This is a genomic window from Rhizobium redzepovicii (genome assembly GCF_019793435.1).
GTDB lineage: Bacteria > Pseudomonadota > Alphaproteobacteria > Rhizobiales > Rhizobiaceae > Rhizobium > Rhizobium redzepovicii.
In genome coordinates, this window is sequence record NZ_JAILYH010000005.1 from 192,925 (window position 1) to 210,868 (window position 17,944).

Annotated in this window: 11 protein-coding genes; 1 reads left to right on the forward strand and 10 read right to left on the reverse strand. The window is 61.8% G+C overall.

The window, feature by feature from the left end:
- The first annotated feature begins 41 nt into the window (after window positions 1-41).
- On the forward strand, window positions 42-395 hold the full coding sequence (locus K6N12_RS09935) for a VOC family protein (protein WP_097625027.1): 354 nt from the start codon (window positions 42-44) through the stop codon (window positions 393-395).
- 51 nt (window positions 396-446) lie between these two features.
- On the opposite strand, the gene K6N12_RS09940 is transcribed toward K6N12_RS09935, so the two are convergent.
- From K6N12_RS09940 to K6N12_RS09985, 10 genes are all read right to left on the reverse strand, one after another.
- Window positions 447-1,685 carry an OpgC family protein gene (locus K6N12_RS09940; RefSeq protein WP_097625028.1) on the reverse strand — a complete coding sequence of 413 codons (1,239 nt, stop codon included), beginning with the start codon at window positions 1,683-1,685 and terminating at the stop codon, window positions 447-449.
- Window positions 1,686-1,785: 100 nt separating this feature from the next.
- A complete protein-coding gene (locus tag K6N12_RS09945) occupies window positions 1,786-10,305 on the reverse strand; it encodes a glycoside hydrolase family 94 protein (protein ID WP_131710926.1) in 8,520 nt (2,839 codons plus the stop codon).
- A gap of 554 nt (window positions 10,306-10,859) precedes the next feature.
- Complete coding sequence (locus K6N12_RS09950; RefSeq protein ID WP_165503891.1) at window positions 10,860-11,024, reverse strand: hypothetical protein; 165 nt, start codon at window positions 11,022-11,024, stop codon at window positions 10,860-10,862.
- 158 nt (window positions 11,025-11,182) lie between these two features.
- Window positions 11,183-11,371 carry a hypothetical protein gene (locus tag K6N12_RS09955; protein ID WP_097625030.1) on the reverse strand — a complete coding sequence of 63 codons (189 nt, stop codon included), beginning with the start codon at window positions 11,369-11,371 and terminating at the stop codon, window positions 11,183-11,185.
- Window positions 11,372-11,533: 162 nt separating this feature from the next.
- Window positions 11,534-12,283, reverse strand: coding sequence for an ABC transporter ATP-binding protein (locus K6N12_RS09960; protein WP_097625150.1), 750 nt, complete (start codon window positions 12,281-12,283; stop codon window positions 11,534-11,536).
- Window positions 12,280-13,113, reverse strand: coding sequence for an ABC transporter ATP-binding protein (locus tag K6N12_RS09965; protein ID WP_097625031.1), 834 nt, complete (start codon window positions 13,111-13,113; stop codon window positions 12,280-12,282). Before K6N12_RS09965 ends, K6N12_RS09960 begins: the two co-directional genes overlap by 4 nt.
- Window positions 13,110-14,045: a nickel transporter permease gene (nikC, locus tag K6N12_RS09970; protein WP_097625032.1), complete on the reverse strand. Its 936-nt coding sequence runs from the start codon at window positions 14,043-14,045 to the stop codon at window positions 13,110-13,112. Before nikC ends, K6N12_RS09965 begins: the two co-directional genes overlap by 4 nt.
- Complete coding sequence (locus K6N12_RS09975; RefSeq protein WP_097625033.1) at window positions 14,042-15,109, reverse strand: ABC transporter permease; 1,068 nt, start codon at window positions 15,107-15,109, stop codon at window positions 14,042-14,044. Before K6N12_RS09975 ends, nikC begins: the two co-directional genes overlap by 4 nt.
- An 18-nt stretch (window positions 15,110-15,127) precedes the next feature.
- Complete coding sequence (locus K6N12_RS09980) at window positions 15,128-16,771, reverse strand: ABC transporter substrate-binding protein (RefSeq protein WP_222148806.1); 1,644 nt, start codon at window positions 16,769-16,771, stop codon at window positions 15,128-15,130.
- 100 nt (window positions 16,772-16,871) lie between these two features.
- Window positions 16,872-17,930: a dipeptidase gene (locus tag K6N12_RS09985; protein ID WP_097625035.1), complete on the reverse strand. Its 1,059-nt coding sequence runs from the start codon at window positions 17,928-17,930 to the stop codon at window positions 16,872-16,874.
- Window positions 17,931-17,944: the final 14 nt, after the last annotated feature.

A 17,944-nucleotide genomic window follows, 5' to 3' on the forward strand; every position in this document is an offset into this window, starting at 1 on the left:
CCTACCTTCCGCCTTGTCAGCAAGCATCGGAAGGAAAGCCCATGAAGGTCTTGCGCATCGTCGCTAATATCCAGACACCCGACATCACGCCGGCCCGGCGCTTCTATCAGGATATCCTCGGTCTTGACGTCGTCATGGATCACGGCTGGATCACGACCTTCGGCGCCGCGAGACCGATGAACGTTCAGCTGAGCATCGCTACCGAGGGCGGTTCCGGAACGCCGGTGCCCGATCTATCGATCGAAGTTGATGAGCTCGATGCCGTGTTCGAGGCGATGTCGGCTGCCGGTTTTGCGATCGAGTATGGGCCGGCCGACGAACCTTGGGGCGTCAGGCGCTTTTATGTACGCGATCCCTTGGGCAAGCTGGTGAACATTCTCGTCCATAAAAATTGAGCCGGCGGCCATCGGCCACCGGCTCCTTCATCTGGCAGCCGCATCCGAGACCTATTTCCGTTCGTTGCGGCGATAGGCGTTGGCCGTTCCGCCGATACGGACGGGCACCGGGATGCTGGCGGGCTCGGTGACGAGTTTCCCCTTGACCTTGCCCTGCTGGCGCTTGCGTTCGAGATAATAGGCATAGGCGAATTGCGTCGCGACGCCCGCGATCACGAACAGCGGGCCGACCAGCGGGTCCTTGTTGGTGATATAGAGCACCACCTGGCCGATCATGGCGAGGATCGTGCCGGCGACGAAAATGTTGAGCGAATGGCGGCCGAGGATGGTCAGCGGATGATCCGCAGGGCGGCGCAGAATGCGTGAGAGCGCCGGAATGTTGATGACGAGATAGGTCAGCGCCAGCACATGCAGCAGCCGCGGCAGCGACAGGAAGGTCTTGTCGAAACCGGTGATGACAGGCGGCAGGCCAAGGGCTGCCAGCGAATTGCCGAAGGCCCAGAGATGGCCGGTCACCCAGACGAAGGATAGGGCGACGTAGCCGGCAGCGGCCGCAAACAGCAGCGGATGCCGCGGGATCGTGCCGCCCCGCTTGATATGCAGCATCGAAACGATGCCGATCGTAAACAGGAACTGCCAGGAAAGCGGATTGAGGAACCAATAGCTCTCGATCAGCATGTTGTGCGGCGCCACCTGATAAATGCCCGCAAGCAGCCAGACCGTGCCGGAAACGCCGAGCGCCAGCAACGGGCTGCGCGCATTCAAGAGCAGGATGATCGGCACCATCAGCATCAAGGCGCCGTACATCGGCAGGATATTGTTGTAGCCGATCTGATGGCCGAGCAGCAGCAGCGCCGGAATACCCTCCTTCAGGTTCATCAGCACCGCCAGAATGTTGATTTCGACCAGCAGGCCCGGCCGGTGAAACAGCCATGCGCCGCAGATGAACAGCGCCAGTGTCATGAAGGTGGTAATCATATGCGCGAGATAGAGCGTAAAGGCACGTTTTGCCGCCTTGACCGCCATCTTCAGCCGGTTGCCCGGCCGGAACCCGGAACCATAGGCAAGGCCGACGGCTATGCCCGAGATCAGCACGAAGGCCTCGGCAGCATCCGAGAAGCCGAAATTCTTCGTCGTCACATATTCGAAGATCTGTCCGGGAACATGATTGATGAAGATCATGATCAGCGCCACGCCGCGCAAGACATCGAGCCTGGTGTCACGCATCGGCGCAGTTGCGGATAGGGAACTGCGCCCGGTGACAATGGCTTCGGTCGGCGTGCTAGCCATGGGTTTCTCCTTATTATCCGATTTGCAAACGCGACGACGGCCAAAAGGGTTCCGTTTTGGCCGTCGCGAATCGCCGTGTTTTTCAGCGTGGAGAACGCTGTTATCCGAGCGGATATCCCTCTTCGGGATCGGTGACTTCGCAGCCGTTGATAGACAGAGTGTAGCCGCTGTCATTGGACGCTTTTGAGACCGAAATGCGGTATTTGTCGCCGCCCTGTTCCACCTCTGCCGCAAAACCGTCCCATTCCGACGGGAGCGACGGCCGCACGTAGAGCCGGTCGCCCTTCAGCCGGATGCCGAGGATGCCCTCGACGGCGGCGCGGTAGAGCCAGCCGGCAGAGCCGGTATACCAGGTCCAGCCGCCGCGCGATGTATAGGGCTCATGACCATAAACGTCGGCCGCCACGACATAGGGTTCGACGCGGTATTGCTCCGCCGAAGCCTTGTCGAGCGCATGGGTGATCGGGTTGAGGATCTGGAAGCAGCGCAACGCGTCGTCGCCCCGCTTCAGTTCCGCCAGCGCCATCACCACCCAGGTAGCGGCATGGGTATATTGCCCGCCATTTTCGCGCACACCCGGCGGGTAGGCCTTGATATAGCCGGGATCCCTGGCGGAGTTGACGAAAGGCGGCGTGAACAGCCGGATGATGCGGGCATCCTCGTCGACCAGCTGGTCGAGCACGGCATCCATCGCCTTTACGGCGCGGGCCGGATCCCCCTCTCCCGACAGCACGCTCCATGACTGCGCAATCGAATCGATCCGGCATTCCGGGCTTTCCCTGGAGCCGAGCAGCGCGCCGTCGTCGAACGTGCCGCGGCGATAGTAGCCGCCGTCCCAGGCCGCGGTTTCGAGCGCCTTCTTCAGCTCGGTCAGATGCGCCGACCAGCGCTCTGTGCGGGCCGTGTCGCCGCGTTCTTCGGCATAGGGAATGAAGGAGCGCAAGGCGCCTGCCAGGAACCAGCCGAGCCAGACGCTGGTGCCGCGCCCGCCGATGCCGACGCGGTTCATGCCGTCGTTCCAGTCGCCGCCAAGGAACAGCGGCAGGCTGTTTGCTCCCTTGCGGGCGATGGCGAGATCGAGCGCCAGCGCCGCGTGCTCGTAGACGCTCGCCTTATCCTCGGAAATCTCCGGCCGGTAGAAGGAGTCGTGCTGGCCTTCGAGCAGAGCCGGTCCCTCCAGGAAGGCGATCTCCTCGTCGAGCACGCTCTTATCGCCGGTAACGGTGCAATAATGATGGATCGCGTAAGCGAGCCAGACGACATCGTCCGAAATCAATGTGCGCACGCCGGCACCCGTTCCCGGCAGCCACCAATGCTGCACGTCGCCTTCGCGGAATTGGCGCGAAGCGGCATTCAGGATCTGCCCGCGGGCAAGCGAGGGTTCGTGCAGCACGAAGGCCAGCGTGTCCTGCAGCTGATCGCGGAAGCCGAAGGCGCCGCTTGCCTGGTAGAAGGCGGTGCGGGCCATGATCCGGCAGCCGAGGCTCTGATAGGGCAGCCAGGTGTTGACGAGATTGTTCATCCCGCGATCCGGCGTCGATATCTGCAGCCTGCCGGTAAAATCCCGCCAGAAGGCCCGGTTCGTCTCGACGGCATCGTCGAACGAAACTTTGCGGATATCGGCGATGATGCTGCGCGCTTCGTCCTCCGTCGGGGTATCGCCAAGGAAGAAAGTAAAGTCGCGCTCCTCGCCGGCGGCAAGCTGGACGTCGATCGCAAGGGCTGCGGCCGGATCGCCGTCGAGGTCGGCCGTGCCGGAAAGCGAGGCGGCGGAGATCACGGCCTGCGGCGCTTGGATCGTTCCCGCCTTGCCGACGAATTCGCGACGGCTTGCCGAGAAGCTCGAAAGCGCCTCGCTCGCCGCGAAGAAGGCGGTGCGGTTGGAATAATCGATGCTGTAGGGATTGCTGGCAAACAGCGCCCCCGTCTCCTCGTCGTGTTTCGACAGGATGAAGGGCGCGGTGCGTGCCGCATTGCTGCCGAGGATCCACTCGACGTAACCGTAGAGACGCAGCCTGCGGCTGGTCGAACCGGTGTTGCGCAGGCGCAGGCGCTGCAGTTTCACCGGCCTTTCGCGGTCGATCGTCTGCGTCAGCTCCAGCGCGATATCGTGCTGAACGCTGGAGAAAACGGAATAGCCGAGCCCGTGGCGGGCTTCGAAACGGATGTCCGGCCGGCGGGAAAGTGCTGCGAACGGTGTCATGACCGCACCGCTGTCGAGATCGGCGAGATAGAACGCCTCGCCCGACCGGTTGATCACAGCATCGTTCGACCAGGAGGTCAGCTGATAGTCGCGCGAATTGGCGCTCCAGGTGAAGCCCGCGCCCTCGGCCGAGACGTGGAAGCCGAACCTGTCATTGGAGATAACATTGATCCAGGGCTGCGGCGTCGCGTGGCCTCCGGGCAGGCGAACGATATATTCGCGTCCGTCACGGGCAAAGCCGCCGATGCCGTTCCAGAAGTCGAGATCGCCCTCTTCCTCGATGACGACGGCGGGCACGGCGGGTGGCGGCACCGGCGCGACGCGCTTGACCGGGACCTTGTTGCGCTCGGCCCGTTCCATCTCCTGCAGCTCCTCCTTGGAGGGGGCAAACAGGGCGACGGCGCGGTTGATCTGGTCGACCACCTTGCCGTTCTTCGTATGCAGCGTGACGCGGGAAGCCGCGATCAGCGCGTGATAGGTGCTCTCCTCCATCAGGTCCTTGCGAACCGCAAAGATATGTTGGCGCAAGCCGTCGGCTTGGCCCATTCGGCGCACGTTTTCGCACATGGCGTCGAGCGCATGCTGCATGTCCTGCGCATAGGAAGAGGCGCGTTCGTTCATGATGACGAGATCGGCGGTGACGCCGCGCGAGCGCAGATATTCCTGCGCCAGCAGCGCCTCGCGGGCGATTTCGAGATCCATGTCGTCGTTGATGCGCAGCGTGAAGATCGGGAAGTCGCCGGAGATCGCCAGCGGCCACAGCGCCGATTGCGACTGCAGGCCGGCCTCGACGGTCGCTTCATCCTTGCGCAGCTGCATGTCGGGATAGACGAGGTAGCGGCCGAGATGCTGGAAGGCCGCCGCCTGCTGCGAGGTGACGCCGACGTGACGCATCTGCACCTGCGTGCGCGTCCAGGCCTGGACCAGTTCGTGGGTGAAGGCGTCGGGATGACGGTAGCGATTGACCGCCTTGTCCACTTCGTCGCGGCTCGGCGCTGCGATCGTCCAGAAGATGACACTGACTTTCTTGCCGGCCGGCACGCGGACGGTGCGGCGCAGCGACATCACCGCATCGAGCATGAAGCCGTCGCTGCCGGAAAGCGTCGCCCCCGGATCGAAGGCCGCCGCATTGGCAAGACTGCGGCCGCGGCCGATAAACTTGCGGCGGTCGGTCTCGAATTCCGTATGGCGGGTGTCGCCGGCATTGTCGACGATCAGATGGGCGATGCTGATGTTCGGCTCGTTCGGATCGCGCTTGTTGCGTTCGGCGCGGATGACGTCGCCGCGCTTGCCGATCTCGGTCTTGACGAACATGCGGGCGAACGCCGGATGCGCATTGTCGGTATCGTCGGAGGTGATCACCGGTTCGAGATAGGAGGTGACTTCGATGAAACGGTCTTCCGTACCCATGTTGAGCAGGGTGACGCGGCGGGCCTCGGCATCATGCTCGGTCGCGATGATGCATTCCACCTCGCTCGTCAGGTCGCCGACCGTCTTGGTGAACTGCGCCTTCTCGTCGGCGAATTCGACCTTGATCGCTTCGCCTTCGACACCCTTCGGCTCCGATGTCGTCGACCACCATTCGTTCGTGGCGGTATCGCGCAGGAAGATGAAGCTGCCCCAGCGGTCTTCGGTCGGATCGGCTTTCCAACGGGAAACGGAAAGGCCGTTCCAGCGGGAATAACCGGCGCCTGTCGCCGTCAACATCAGCGAATAATGGCCGTTCGACAGGAATACGAGTTCGCGGTCGCGTGACGCCGGATCGCTGATCTTCCTGATCTCCGGCCGCAGCAGATCCTCCTGGATGCTGGCCGGTGTGTCGGATTCATGCTTGCCGCTCATCACCGGAATGTCGCGCGGCGCCTTTTCCTGCAGCAGAAGCTCCGCCGCCTCGATGACCGGATCGGCGTGGAAGAGTTCGCGCAGATGGCCGTTGAAGGCGACGTTGGCGACGGCTGCGATCGACATGCCGTGATGGTGGGCATAATAATTATAGACCACGGCGCATTTCTTGCCTTCCGGCACGCGCGTCGGCGTAAAGTCGACGGCATCGTGGAAGCCGAATTTGCCGAGCGCACCGACCTTGCGCAGCCTCTGCAGATTTTCGAGCGCGCCCGGCGGGTCGTACTGGCTGGCGAGCAGCGAGGCGTAGGGCGCTATGACGGCATTGTGGCCGAGGCCACGCTTCAGGCCGAGTGTCGGGACGCCGAAATTCGTGTACTGATAGTTGAGGTTATGGTCGCGGGCATTGAAGGCCGCTTCCGAAATGCCCCACGGAATGCCGAGCTTGCGGGCGTAATTCATCTGTTCGACGACGACCAGATTGTTGGTCTGGTTGAGAATGCCTCCGCCGCGCTCCTGCATGACGAGCGGCGGCATCAGATATTCGAACATCGAGCCGGACCAGGAGACCAGCGCGCCGCGCGACCCCACAGGCACGACCTGGCGGCCGAGACGGTACCAGTGCTCCGTCGGCAGATCGCCCTTGGCGATGCCGAACAGGCTGGTCAGGCGGCATTCCGAGGCGAGAAGGTCGTAGCAAGCCTGGTCGAGTTCACCGCTTTCGACGCGGTAGCCGATCGACAACAGGCGCCGCTCCGGCCGGAACAGGAAGCCGAAATCCATTGAGAAAGCCAGATCGCGGGCCTTGTCGCGCAACGCCACCAAGCGCGGCCTCAACGCATCGACCTTGGAAAGGTCGAAAGTGCTGTCTGAAATATGCGCCTCGCAGACCTTCACCAGGGATGCCGCCCATTGGGTGACCTCTTCGCTCTGTTTCGACTTGACCTCATGGTCGAGATTGGCGGCGAGCTTCTCGATATCGCGGGCGAGAACGGCGAGGTTGATGATGCGGATCGAGGCGAATTCATGCTCGCGCTTGACGGCGGCAAGCGCGTTCTGGAAACCGACGATGCGCTCTTCCAGGCGCCGGCGCAGCGGCCGCACGGTCTTGCGGTCATCCGGCAGGTCCGCCAGCACTTCGCCGAGAATGCCGGCCGTGTCGCCGACGCCGTCGAGATTGCCCTGCATATGGGCGGAGGGCGCCTCGGCCCAGTTGCGGCAGGCCGACGAAATGGCGATCAGATGACCGGCGAGATTGCCGCTGTCGACGGCCGAGACATAACGCGGCCCGAGCGTCTGCAGCGTATCGGTGTGATACCAGTTGAACAGATGGCCGCGGAATTTCTCCATTCTGTCGATCGTCGAAATCGTCTGCTCCAGCCGATCGAGCGTCTCCTCGAAGGAGAACCAACCGAATTGCCGGCCGGAGACGACGGAGAGCAAATAGACGCCGATATTGGTTGGCGAGGTGCGCGCCGCGACGATCACATGCGGCGTTTCCTGGATATTGTCAGGCGGCAGATAGTTCTGCTCGGCGGTGGTGAAGGTCTCGAAATAACGCCAGGTGCGCCGGGCGATCTTGCGCAGTTCGCTCGACACCGAATCGGCGACCTCGAGCCGGTCCTCGGTCTCCGCCGACTGGCTGACATACCAGGCGACAACAGGCGACAGGATCCACAACAGCGCGAAGGGTATGCCGACGACGAAGGCGTTGTCGCCGGGCAGGGCGGCAAAACCAAGGGCCAGCAGCGCCAGCACCGGCGCATGCCACATCGCCTTGTAGTAGGAAATCAGCGTCCCCTGGCCGCCGGCCTGAACGCTGGCGGCGGTCCGCCATTGCAGCATCAGCTTGCGGCTGACGAACAGACGGTAGAGCGACCGGCCGATCGCATCGGCCATCATGGCGGCGGAATCGGCGATGAAGACGATCCGCAGAGCAACCTGGGCATTGGCGGCCGTGATATCGGACCAGACGGTATAGAGATGGGCGCGGGCGACGATATCGCTGGTGCGCGGAATGATACCGTTGATCAGCGACAGCGTCGGCGCGACGAAGAGGCAGAAGATCAGCAGAATCTGCCAGATAAGCGCGCCGAGCGGGCCCATAAAATACCAGCCGAGCACGGAGGCGAAGAACCAGGCGATCGGCGTCAGCGAGCGGCGCAGATTGTCGAACATCTTCCAGCGGCCGAGTGCTGTGACGCCGTATTTCGGATTGAACATATAAGGCAGCAGCTGCCAGTCGCCGCGCGCCCAGCGATGCTGGCGCGAGGTTTCGACCTCGTATCGGATCGGGAAATCCTCCACCAGTTCGAGATCGGTGACCAGCGCGCAGCGCGCCATCGAGCCTTCGAGAAGATCGTGGCTGAGCACGGAGTTTTCGTCGATCCGGCCCTTCAGCGAGGCTTCGAAGGCATCGACATGATAGAGGCCCTTGCCGGTGAAGGTGCCTTCGCCGGCGAGATCCTGATAGACGTCGGACACGGTGAAGACGTAAGGGTCGAGGCCGCGATTGATCGAAAAGACGCGCTGGAAGACCGACGCGTCCTTGCCCGTCGTCAGCGACGGGGTCACGCGCGGCTGCAGCACGCCGTAGCCGCTTTCGACACGGCCGGTTTTCGGGTTGATGACCGGGCGGTTGATCGGATGATAGAGCTTGCCGACGAGCTTGGTGACGGCATCGCGCATCAGGCGCGTATCGGCATCGAGCGTCATGACATATTGCACATTGGCCGGCACGGTGTTGGCGCCCGGCAGATAGGTCGTGTCGCGGTCGCCGCGCAGCAGCATGTTCAGCTCGTGCAGCTTGCCGCGTTTACGTTCCCAGCCCATCCACACACCTTCGGACGGATTGTACAGGCGGCGGCGATGCAGCAGATAGAAACGCGTCTTGCCATCATAGGCATAACGGGCGGAAAGATTGGCGATCTCGCGCCTGGCATAATCGAGAACCTCGAGATCGGCGGGCGTTTCCTCAGCCTCGCTGTCCGGCCAATCGCTGAGCAGCGCGAAATAGAGTTCGCCGCGCGGATTGGCGAGATAATGCACTTCGAGATTGCGCACGTGATCGTCAACGCTGTCGCGGTTCGAGATCAGGCAGGGAACGACGAGCAGTGTGCGGGCATCCTCCGGAATGCCTTCCTTGAACTCGTAGCCGACAAGGCGCGCGGGCGTCACGAAGAAGGAAAGCACGGTGTTGAAGAGGCCCGTCGCCCCCTCCGACGCGGGCAGTGAGAACATGATCAGCAGCAGGGCGATTTCGATCGGCCCCATGCCGGCATTGGCCATGAATCGGCCGACGACCGCCATGGCGATGATCGTCAAAAGCATGACGGGCACGGCAATTGCCAGCCAGTTGAACCGGCGCACCGCGCGCACGAAATGTTGGGTGACTGTCGGGCGATAGTTCGCCCGCGCCTCGAGCTTCGGCCGCTGGGCGCCGGACAGGAATCCGCCGACATTCGGTTCATGCGGCTGCGGCTCGTCGGAGGCCTTGGCGGCATCCGTCATGTCGAGCGCCAGCTGGGCAATTTCCATTTCCGTCAGCGGCGAGCGTTTGGCCAGCTTTTCGATCTGCTTGCGGTATTTATTGCGCGAGCCGGAATCGAGAATGCCGTAATCAGAATGCTCCCAGAGCAACTTGTCGACATGGCTGACCTGCTCGACCCAGACCGACCATTCGGCATCGTCGATCTCGCGAAGGCTGCGGATGATGTTGCCCATCGTCACGTTGCCGGAAGAGAGACGGCTGTGTTCGGCCGTCGTCGCCTCTTCGGTGTTGCGGCCAAGCTCTTCCAGCCGCTCGTCGAGCCAGGTGATCGCAAGGCTCGACGTCTGCGAGCCGTCACGCATGCGATAGAGGAACTGCGTCGAGAAGGTATTGTCCTCGGCAAGCGGTTCCAGCGTCTTCAGATAGGCGGCCGCCGCGGCCGGATCGGTCAGGCGCACCAATTCGTCGGCCGCCTCGTTGGCGCGGCGGCGCAGGCGGCGGCTGGCTTCGACACGGCTGGAAATGCGGCGAAGATTTTCCACGAGCACGTAACGCACAAGCGAAGGCAACGCCCACAGTTCGCCGATCCTCAGCGTCTCGCTGGCCTGAAAACCGTCGACCAGCGCCGTCAGGCTTTCCTGCGAGATCGTGCTGTGGGTGTGAGCGACATAGAGCCAGGCCAGCACGAGGGTGCGCGGCACCTCGACACCGCCAACCACCATAGTCGGCAATTCGCGATAGAAGCGGCGGGGGAAGTCGCGCCGCACCTCCTGGATCGCCTCTTCGACGATATAATGATTGTCCAGCAGCCATTCCGCCGCAGGTGTGATCGTCTCTCCTGCCTCTACGTCGGTCGCCGTAGTCCGGTAGACGCGCAGAATTTCCTTCTCGTTTTCCTTGTGACGCGCGAAGAAGTCGAAGGGAGCGAAAGCCGGCAGCCGGTCGACGCCGCCGCGGGCGACCGTATTGCCGATCGCCTTGATGTCCTCGATGGCAAGATAGGTCGAGCGGATCGAATCATTGTGATCGATCTGCTTCGTCTCGGGTTCGCGCGGAAGGCTCGGAGAAAGATTTGAAATAGACATGGGTTCGGTTCTGGATCCAAACGAAGTTATGGCTGTTTTGCTCAGCCTTTTGCACTGCTTATCATGACTGCTACATGAACGGAGCCCGTTTCTTCGAAGATCGATGAAGCCGGGATAAATGACGCTTGGGCCAAGCGATGCGAACGGGTTAAGCCCCGGTCCAGGGCGCGGCCCGACGGGTGATCAAGACCATCGATACCCTCTCCGCGAAAGCCATGTCGAAAATTGGACACTATCGGGATAATTCAAGTCAAGAGGCATGAGCGGCGCGCCCGGCGCGCTTGGGACGTGCATGAACGACACAATGCCCGCCCCGGTTCCGGTAATGCAAAAGCTCTTCGATTTTGGGAGAAGACGCGCGATCTCGGATGGCATCATCGGTTCGAAAACGCCGACATGCAGACAAAAGATCGGAAATGCGTCGCACGAGTAAGTTCGATGCGGCCGCTCGTGATGAAATGAAGACGTACAGAAGAAAAAAGGGGATCGGATACCGATCAACCAGGCGAAAACCGCCGCAACGCCGGCATTCGCCGGCGTCTAACATTCGCCGATCAGCCGACGACGCCGCAAACCATGGCCACGACGAACAGGAATGCCGCGGTGAAAATGGCTCCATGGAGCATCGTTTGAAGCCTATGGCGTGTGGTCAGCGGCTTCTTGGTCTCTACGGAACCGTATTGGTTCACGTGAGCATGCGAAATACCCAGATCTGCCATATGTCGCCTCCGTTGTTTTTAAGCGGCCGGTTGTGCGGCTCGCGTTGATATTCTTATATTCTCTATCAAGTAGGTAGAGATAAATTTCCGTCCAGAGCGAACGAAAGAGAAAATTCAACCAGCCCTTTCAGCAGCCTGTCTTTTTAGCAGTCCGCATTTTAGCAGACTGTGCGCCATGCCCAGATCCACGGACGCTCGACGCTGTCCTCGGTCTGAGACGGGTTGGCGGGGATCTCGATCAGCCGACGATCCTTTTCCGCAGGAATGGAGGCCGAAACCTGTTCCCGGCGATCGGCTTTCACGGGAGGATCGAGGTAGCCCATGGTCATCCCACCGAGAAAGAACATGCCTCAACCTCCATCGATCACGAAAGCTAACAATCGTTAACAGGATCATGACAGAAGCGGGGCAGCTGTCAATAGTCTAGTTGAATGGTCGTCTTTTAGGAAAATCTTATCCTTAACGCCGCCGCTGGTCTTTTCTTTTCAACGCGCTGAAAAGATTGGCTTTCAGGCTTTGACGAACCCCTTGCTGGCGATCATCAAATTTCTCGTGTAGTCCTCATGAACCGCACCCTCCGCCAGTTCCCGGGAGCTCAGCCGCTCGACGACGGCGCCGTTGCGCATCACCGCCAGCCTTTCGCACATATGGGTGACGACGCCTAGATCATGGCTCACCATCACGAAGGTGAGCTTGCGGTCGCGCCGGATCTGCTCCAGCAGGTTCAGCACCTCGGCCTGCACCGAGGCGTCGAGCGCCGAGGTCGGCTCGTCGAGCAGCAGGATCGACGGCTCGACGATCAATGCCCGGGCGATCGCCACGCGCTGCCGCTGGCCACCCGAGAGCTGGTGCGGATAGCGGAAACGGAAACCATTGCCGAGGCCGACCTCGTCGAGGGCGCGTTCGATGCGCCTCTCGCTGTCGTCAATATCATGGATTGCCAGCGGCTCGAGCAGAAGCCGGTCGATGGTCTGGCGCGGATGCAGCGAACCATAGGGATCCTGAAAGACCATCTGCACGCGGCGATAGAAGGTTTTACTGCGCTTCGAACCCCTCAGCGCTTCGCCATCGATGCGGATCGCCCCGCTGCTGATCGGCGCAAGGCCGGCGACAGCGCGCAGCAAGGTCGATTTTCCCGAACCGGATTCACCGACGAGGCCAAAGGATTCGCCGCGTTCGACCGCAAGGCTGACATCCTTCAGCGCATGAAATTCATCGTAGACGACGCTGAGATTGTCGATCTCCAGAGCTGCGATCATGCCGCCCACTCCGGCCTGCGGTCGAGCACCGGCAGCGGATGACGGTTCGAGCCGATCTCGGGCATGCAGTTCAGCAGTCCTTGCGTATAGGGATGCTGCGCATGTTTGAGATCGGCGGCCGCGAGCTCCTCGACGATCTTTCCGGCATACATGACGATCACCCGGTCGCAGAAGGAGGAAACCAGCCTGAGATCATGGGAAACAAAGATCAGCCCCATGCCGCGCTCCGCCACCAGCCTGTCCATGATTCTGAGCACATCGAGCTGCACCGTCACGTCCAGCGCCGAGGTCGGCTCGTCGGCAATCAGCAGTTCGGGCCCGGCAATCAGCATCATGGCGATCATCGCCCGCTGCCCCATGCCGCCCGAAACCTCGTGCGGATGCAGGTCGAAGACCCGTTTCGGGTCGCGGATCTGCACCGCTTCCAGCATGGCGAGCGCCCGCTCGCGCGCCTCCGCCTTGCCGACTTTTTCATGCGTGCGCAAGGTTTCGCAGATCTGCCGCCCGATCGACATGACCGGGTCGAGCGAATATTTCGGATCCTGCAGGATCATGGCGATGCGCTTGCCGCGCAGCCTGCGCCTTTCGCCGGTGGAGGCTTTGATGAGGTCGATGCCGTTGAAGTCTAGCCTGTCGGCGGTGACAACGCCGTGTTTCGGCGTCAGGCCCATGATCGCCCGGCCGGTCTGCGACTTGCCGGAGCCTGATTCGCCGACGATGCCGAGCCTTTCCTTGCCGAGCGTGAAGGAGACGCCGCGCACGGCCTCGATCACCCCGGTGCGCGTGGGATAGCTGACCTTGAGATTGTCGACCGTCAGAAGTGTCGTCACTGGCCGGCCTCCTTCGGATCGAGCGCGTCGCGCAGGCCGTCGCCGAGCAGATTGAAACCGAGGCTGACGATGAGGATGGCGATGCCGGGCATGGCTGCGACCCACCATTGATCGAGAATGAAACGCCGTCCCGAGGCGATCATCGCCCCCCATTCCGGCAGCGGCGGCTGCGCCCCGAGGCCAAGGAAGCCGAGACCGGCCGCCGTCAGGATGATGCCCGCCATGTCGAGCGTCACGCGCACGATCAGCGAGGAAATGCAGAGCGGCATGACATGGCGCAGGATGATGCGGAACGGCGAGGCGCCCATCAGCTTCACCGCCGAGATATAGTCGGAGCGCCGGACTGTCAGCGTCTCGGCGCGGGCGATGCGGGCATAGGGCGGCCAGGATGTGATGGCGATGGCGATGATCGCGTTCTGAATGCCAGGGCCGAGCGCGGCGACGAAGGCGAGCGCCAGCACCAGCTTCGGAAAGGCGAGAAAAATATCGGTGATGCGCATCAGCGTCGCATCGACCCAGCCTCCGGCATATCCGGAAACCGTGCCGACGATCAGGCCGATCGGCGCCGAGATAACGGCGACGAGCACGATGACGAGCAGCGTCAAACGCGATCCGTAGATCAGCCTCGAAAAGATATCGCGGCCCTGGTCGTCGGTGCCGAGCAGGTATTCAGCCGTTCCCGGCGGCAGCAGCCGTGCATTGCGCAGATCGCCGACGACGGGATCATGCGTGGCGATGAGATTGGCGAAGGCGGCGACGAAAAGCAGCGCGACGATGATCAGCAGGCCGACGACGGCAAGCCGGTTGGCCGTGAACTGCCGCCAGGTGACGTAGGCGCGGCCAAGACGCGCCTGCAGACGCGATTGCGGCCGGTCGGACAACAACCATTCGCGGCGGCTCATCGCAGGAGATGGGCTGGCGGGAGCGGTCATCGGTTTCGCGTCCTCGGGTCGAGCGTCCGGTAGAGAAGATCGGACAGAAGGTTGATGCCGATGAAAACAGTGCCGATGACGATGGTGCCGCCGAGCACGGCGTTCATATCGGCGTTCTGCAGTGAATTGGTGATGTAAAGCCCGATGCCGGGCCAGGAGAAGACGGTCTCGGTCAGCACCGATCCTTCGAGCAGGCCGGCATAGGAAAGCGCGATGACGGTGACCAGCGGCACGGCGGCATTGCGCAGCGCGTGGCCCCAGATCACCCGCGTTTCCGAAAGCCCTTTGGCGCGCGCGGCGACGATATATTCCTGGGAAAGCTCGTTCAGCATGAAGCTGCGCGTCATGCGGCTGATATAGGCGAGCGAGAAATAGCCGAGCAGCGATGCAGGCAGGATGATGTGGCGAAAGACGTCGTAGAAGACGTCCCATTGACCCTGCCAGGCACTATCTAGCAGATACAGGCCCGTGATCGGCGTGAACGTATATTCGAAAACGATGTCGATGCGGCCGGGAAATGCCACCCAGCGCAGCTGCGCATAGAAGATGACGAGCGAAATCAGCGCCAGCCAGAAGATCGGCACCGAATAACCGACGAGGCCGACGACGCGCACCACCTGGTCGGCGATGCTGCCGCGGCGCACGGCGGCGAGAACGCCGAGCGGCACGCCGACGAAAGCGCCGATCAGCGTTCCGAGCGTCGCAAGCTCGATGGTTGCCGGCAGGACGCGGCGGATATCGACCATGACGGGATTGGTCGTCAGCACCGAATTGCCGAAATCACCGGACAGGATACCTTTGATATAGATGAAGAACTGCTGATAGAGCGGCAGGTTGAAGCCCATTTCCTGGCGCACCCGCTCGACGACGTGGCTGGGCGCGCGGTCACCGAGAATGGCGAGCACGGGATCGATCGGCACGACGCGGCCGATGAAGAAGGTGACGGCCAGGAGGCCGAGATAGGTGGTGACGGCGGCAAACAGGAACCGCCCGGCAGCCTTTGTAAAGGCCCCTGCACGGCCCTTGCGGGGCCGCGCCTCCTGTGTTGTTTCGACGGTGCTCAAGCGATCGATCCTGCCGGACTATTCCTTGGCGATCGGACCGACGAAATTGGTGTCGAAGCTCGGACCCAGCTTGAAGTCCTTCAGGTTCTTGCGGTAGCCGGCCACTTCGGTCTGCTGGAAGATGAAGACGAAGGGGCTATTGGCCAGATATTTCTTCTGGATATCCTGATATATGGCGGCGCGCTTGGCGGCATCGCGTTCCAGCAGTGCGGCCTTCGCCTGTTTGTCGAGCTCCGGCGCTTCCCAGGCATTGCGCCATGCGAGCGTCTTCACCGTGCCGGCGTCGGAATTGTCGGGATTGCCGGTAAAGGTATCGGCATTGGAATTCGGGTCGAAATAATCCGAGCCCCACTGGCCGATATACATGTCGTGGGTGCGGGCGCGGTACTTGGTCAGCGTCTGCTTGCCGTCACCCGGGATGATTTCCATCTTCACGCCGGCCTGCGCCAGCGTCTGCTGCATGGATTCGGCGATCCCGGTCACCGGCTGCGTGTTGCGCACATCCATGGTGATCGAGAAACCATCGGGCACGCCGGCCTTGGCGAGCAGTTCCTTGGCCTTGGCGACATCGAGCTTGTAGGGATTTTCGTCGAGCGCGCCGAGCTGGCCCTTCGGCAGGAAGGTCTGGTGGATTTCGCCGATCCCCTTGATCAGCGTTGCGCCGATCGCATCATAGTCGACCAGGTATTTGAAGGCTTCCTGGACCTCGGGCTTCTTCAGGTTCTCGTTCTTGTTGTTGAGGCTGACATAATAGATCGTGCCCTTCGGCGCGCTCGTCGTCGCGAGATCGGCATTTTTGGAAACGGCGTCGATGTCGCCAGGCTCGAGGTTGCGGGCGATATCGATATCGCCGGCTTCGAGCGCCAAGCGCTGGGCAGCGCTTTCCTTCATATAGCGGTAGATGACGCGGTTGAGCTTTGCCTTGTCGCCGTAATAATTGTCGTTGCGTTCCAGAACGACCACTTCGTTGGCGCGCCATTCGCGCAGCTTGTAGGCCCCGGAGCCGGCATAGCCTGTTTTCAGCCATTCATTGCCGAAATCATTGTCGTATTTGTGCTGGGCATCGGGTGTCACCGCCTTCACATGCTCCATCACCAGCTTCTTGTCGACGACGGAGGCAACCGTTGCCGTCAAGCAGTTGAGCACGAAGCTCGGCGCATAGGCCTTGTCGACGGTGAAGACGAAGGTGCCGGCATCGGCCGCCTTGGCCTTTTCGGTGACGTTGTCGCCGGTCAGGCCGAACTGGGTGAGGATGAAGGCCGGGCTCTTGTCGAGCTTGACGGCGCGCTCGAACGACCACGCGACGTCCTCGGCGGTGATCGGGTTGCCGGAAGCGAATTTCATGCCGGATTTAAGCTTGAACGTATAGGTCAGACCGTCATCGGAAACGCTCCAGCTCTCGGCCAGATCACCCTTCACCTTGGACGTGTCCTCCATGTCGAGACGGACGAGCAGGCTGTAGCTGTTGCTGGTGACTTCGGCGGTCGAAAGCTCGAACGCCTCGCCGGGATCCATCGTGATGATGTCGTCGATGGCAAAGCCCTCGACCAGCGTATCCTTGGGTGTCTCGGCGAAGGCGGCGGGTGCTGTCATCATCAGCAGCGAAAGAGCAGCCCCCGTGGAAAGCATGCGGAAATTGCGGCTAAGCTTGGTCATCATCATGGTCAGTTCCCCCTGTTTTGATTGATTACGAAGCGTTTTGTCGGTCCTGCCTCATTAAAACTATTGCCCATTCCTGGCGCGTCCAGAGGTGCGCAACGCTTTAGGCGTCGTCCTCCCGCCAGGCTTGTGCGAGGATGCGAAGCCAATTTTCACGGGCAAGTTTCGTGAGATCGGCCTCACCATAACCAACCTCCCTGAGAGCGGCAATCAGCTTCTGATTGCCGCTGGCATCGCCGATTTCCTCAGGAATTGTGGCCCCGTCGAAGTCCGATCCGAGGCCCACGCAATCGATGCCGATGCGGTTCACCAGATAGTCGATATGGCGGACCATGTCGGCAAGCGGTGTATCGCTATCCGAGCGGCCGTCGGGACGCAGCATGGCGGTGGCATAATTGATGCCGACGAGCCCGCGGCTTTCGCGGATCGCATCGAGCTGCCTGTCGGTCAGATTGCGCGCGACCGGCGTCAATGCGTGGGCATTGGAATGGCTGGAGACCAGCGGCTGGTCTGTCGTCTTCGCCACGTCCCAAAAGCCCTTTTCGGTGATATGGGCCAGGTCGACCACGATGCCGAGACGATTGCATTCCCTGACCAGCGCGAAGCCGGCATCGGTAAGACCGGGCGCCGTGTCCGGCGACATCGGGAAGGCGAAGGGCACGCCGTAACCGAAGACATTGTGCCGGCTCCAGACCGGCCCGAGCGACCGCAGCCCGGCTGCGTAGAACACCTCGAGCGCCGCAAGATCGGCGCCGATAGCCTCGCAGCCCTCCATATGCAGGACGGCGGCAAAAATATTGTCGGCCATGGCGCCGCGGATATCTTTTACCGTCCGGCAGAGCCGCCAGGCGCCGGCCTGGTCGAGCCGCAGCGCGATCGCGGCCATTTCAGTGGCAATGGCAAGGGAAGGGAGCGGATCGAGAGGGGCCGCCATCGGCGTGATATAACGGCCTTCGGCATCCGGATCGGCAAAGACCAGATCGCCGGAGGGAATATAGATGGCGCAAAGACCGCCTGAAAGGCCACCCTCCCTGGCCCGGCGCGCATCGATATGCCCGACCGTCGTGCCCTCTGCAAATTCCGCGATCGGATCGCTGCCGTCTTTTGAATGTGTCCAGAGTCGAAGGAGAACGTCGTTGTGGCCGTCAAATACGAATTGCATCTGTCTTCCTGCGC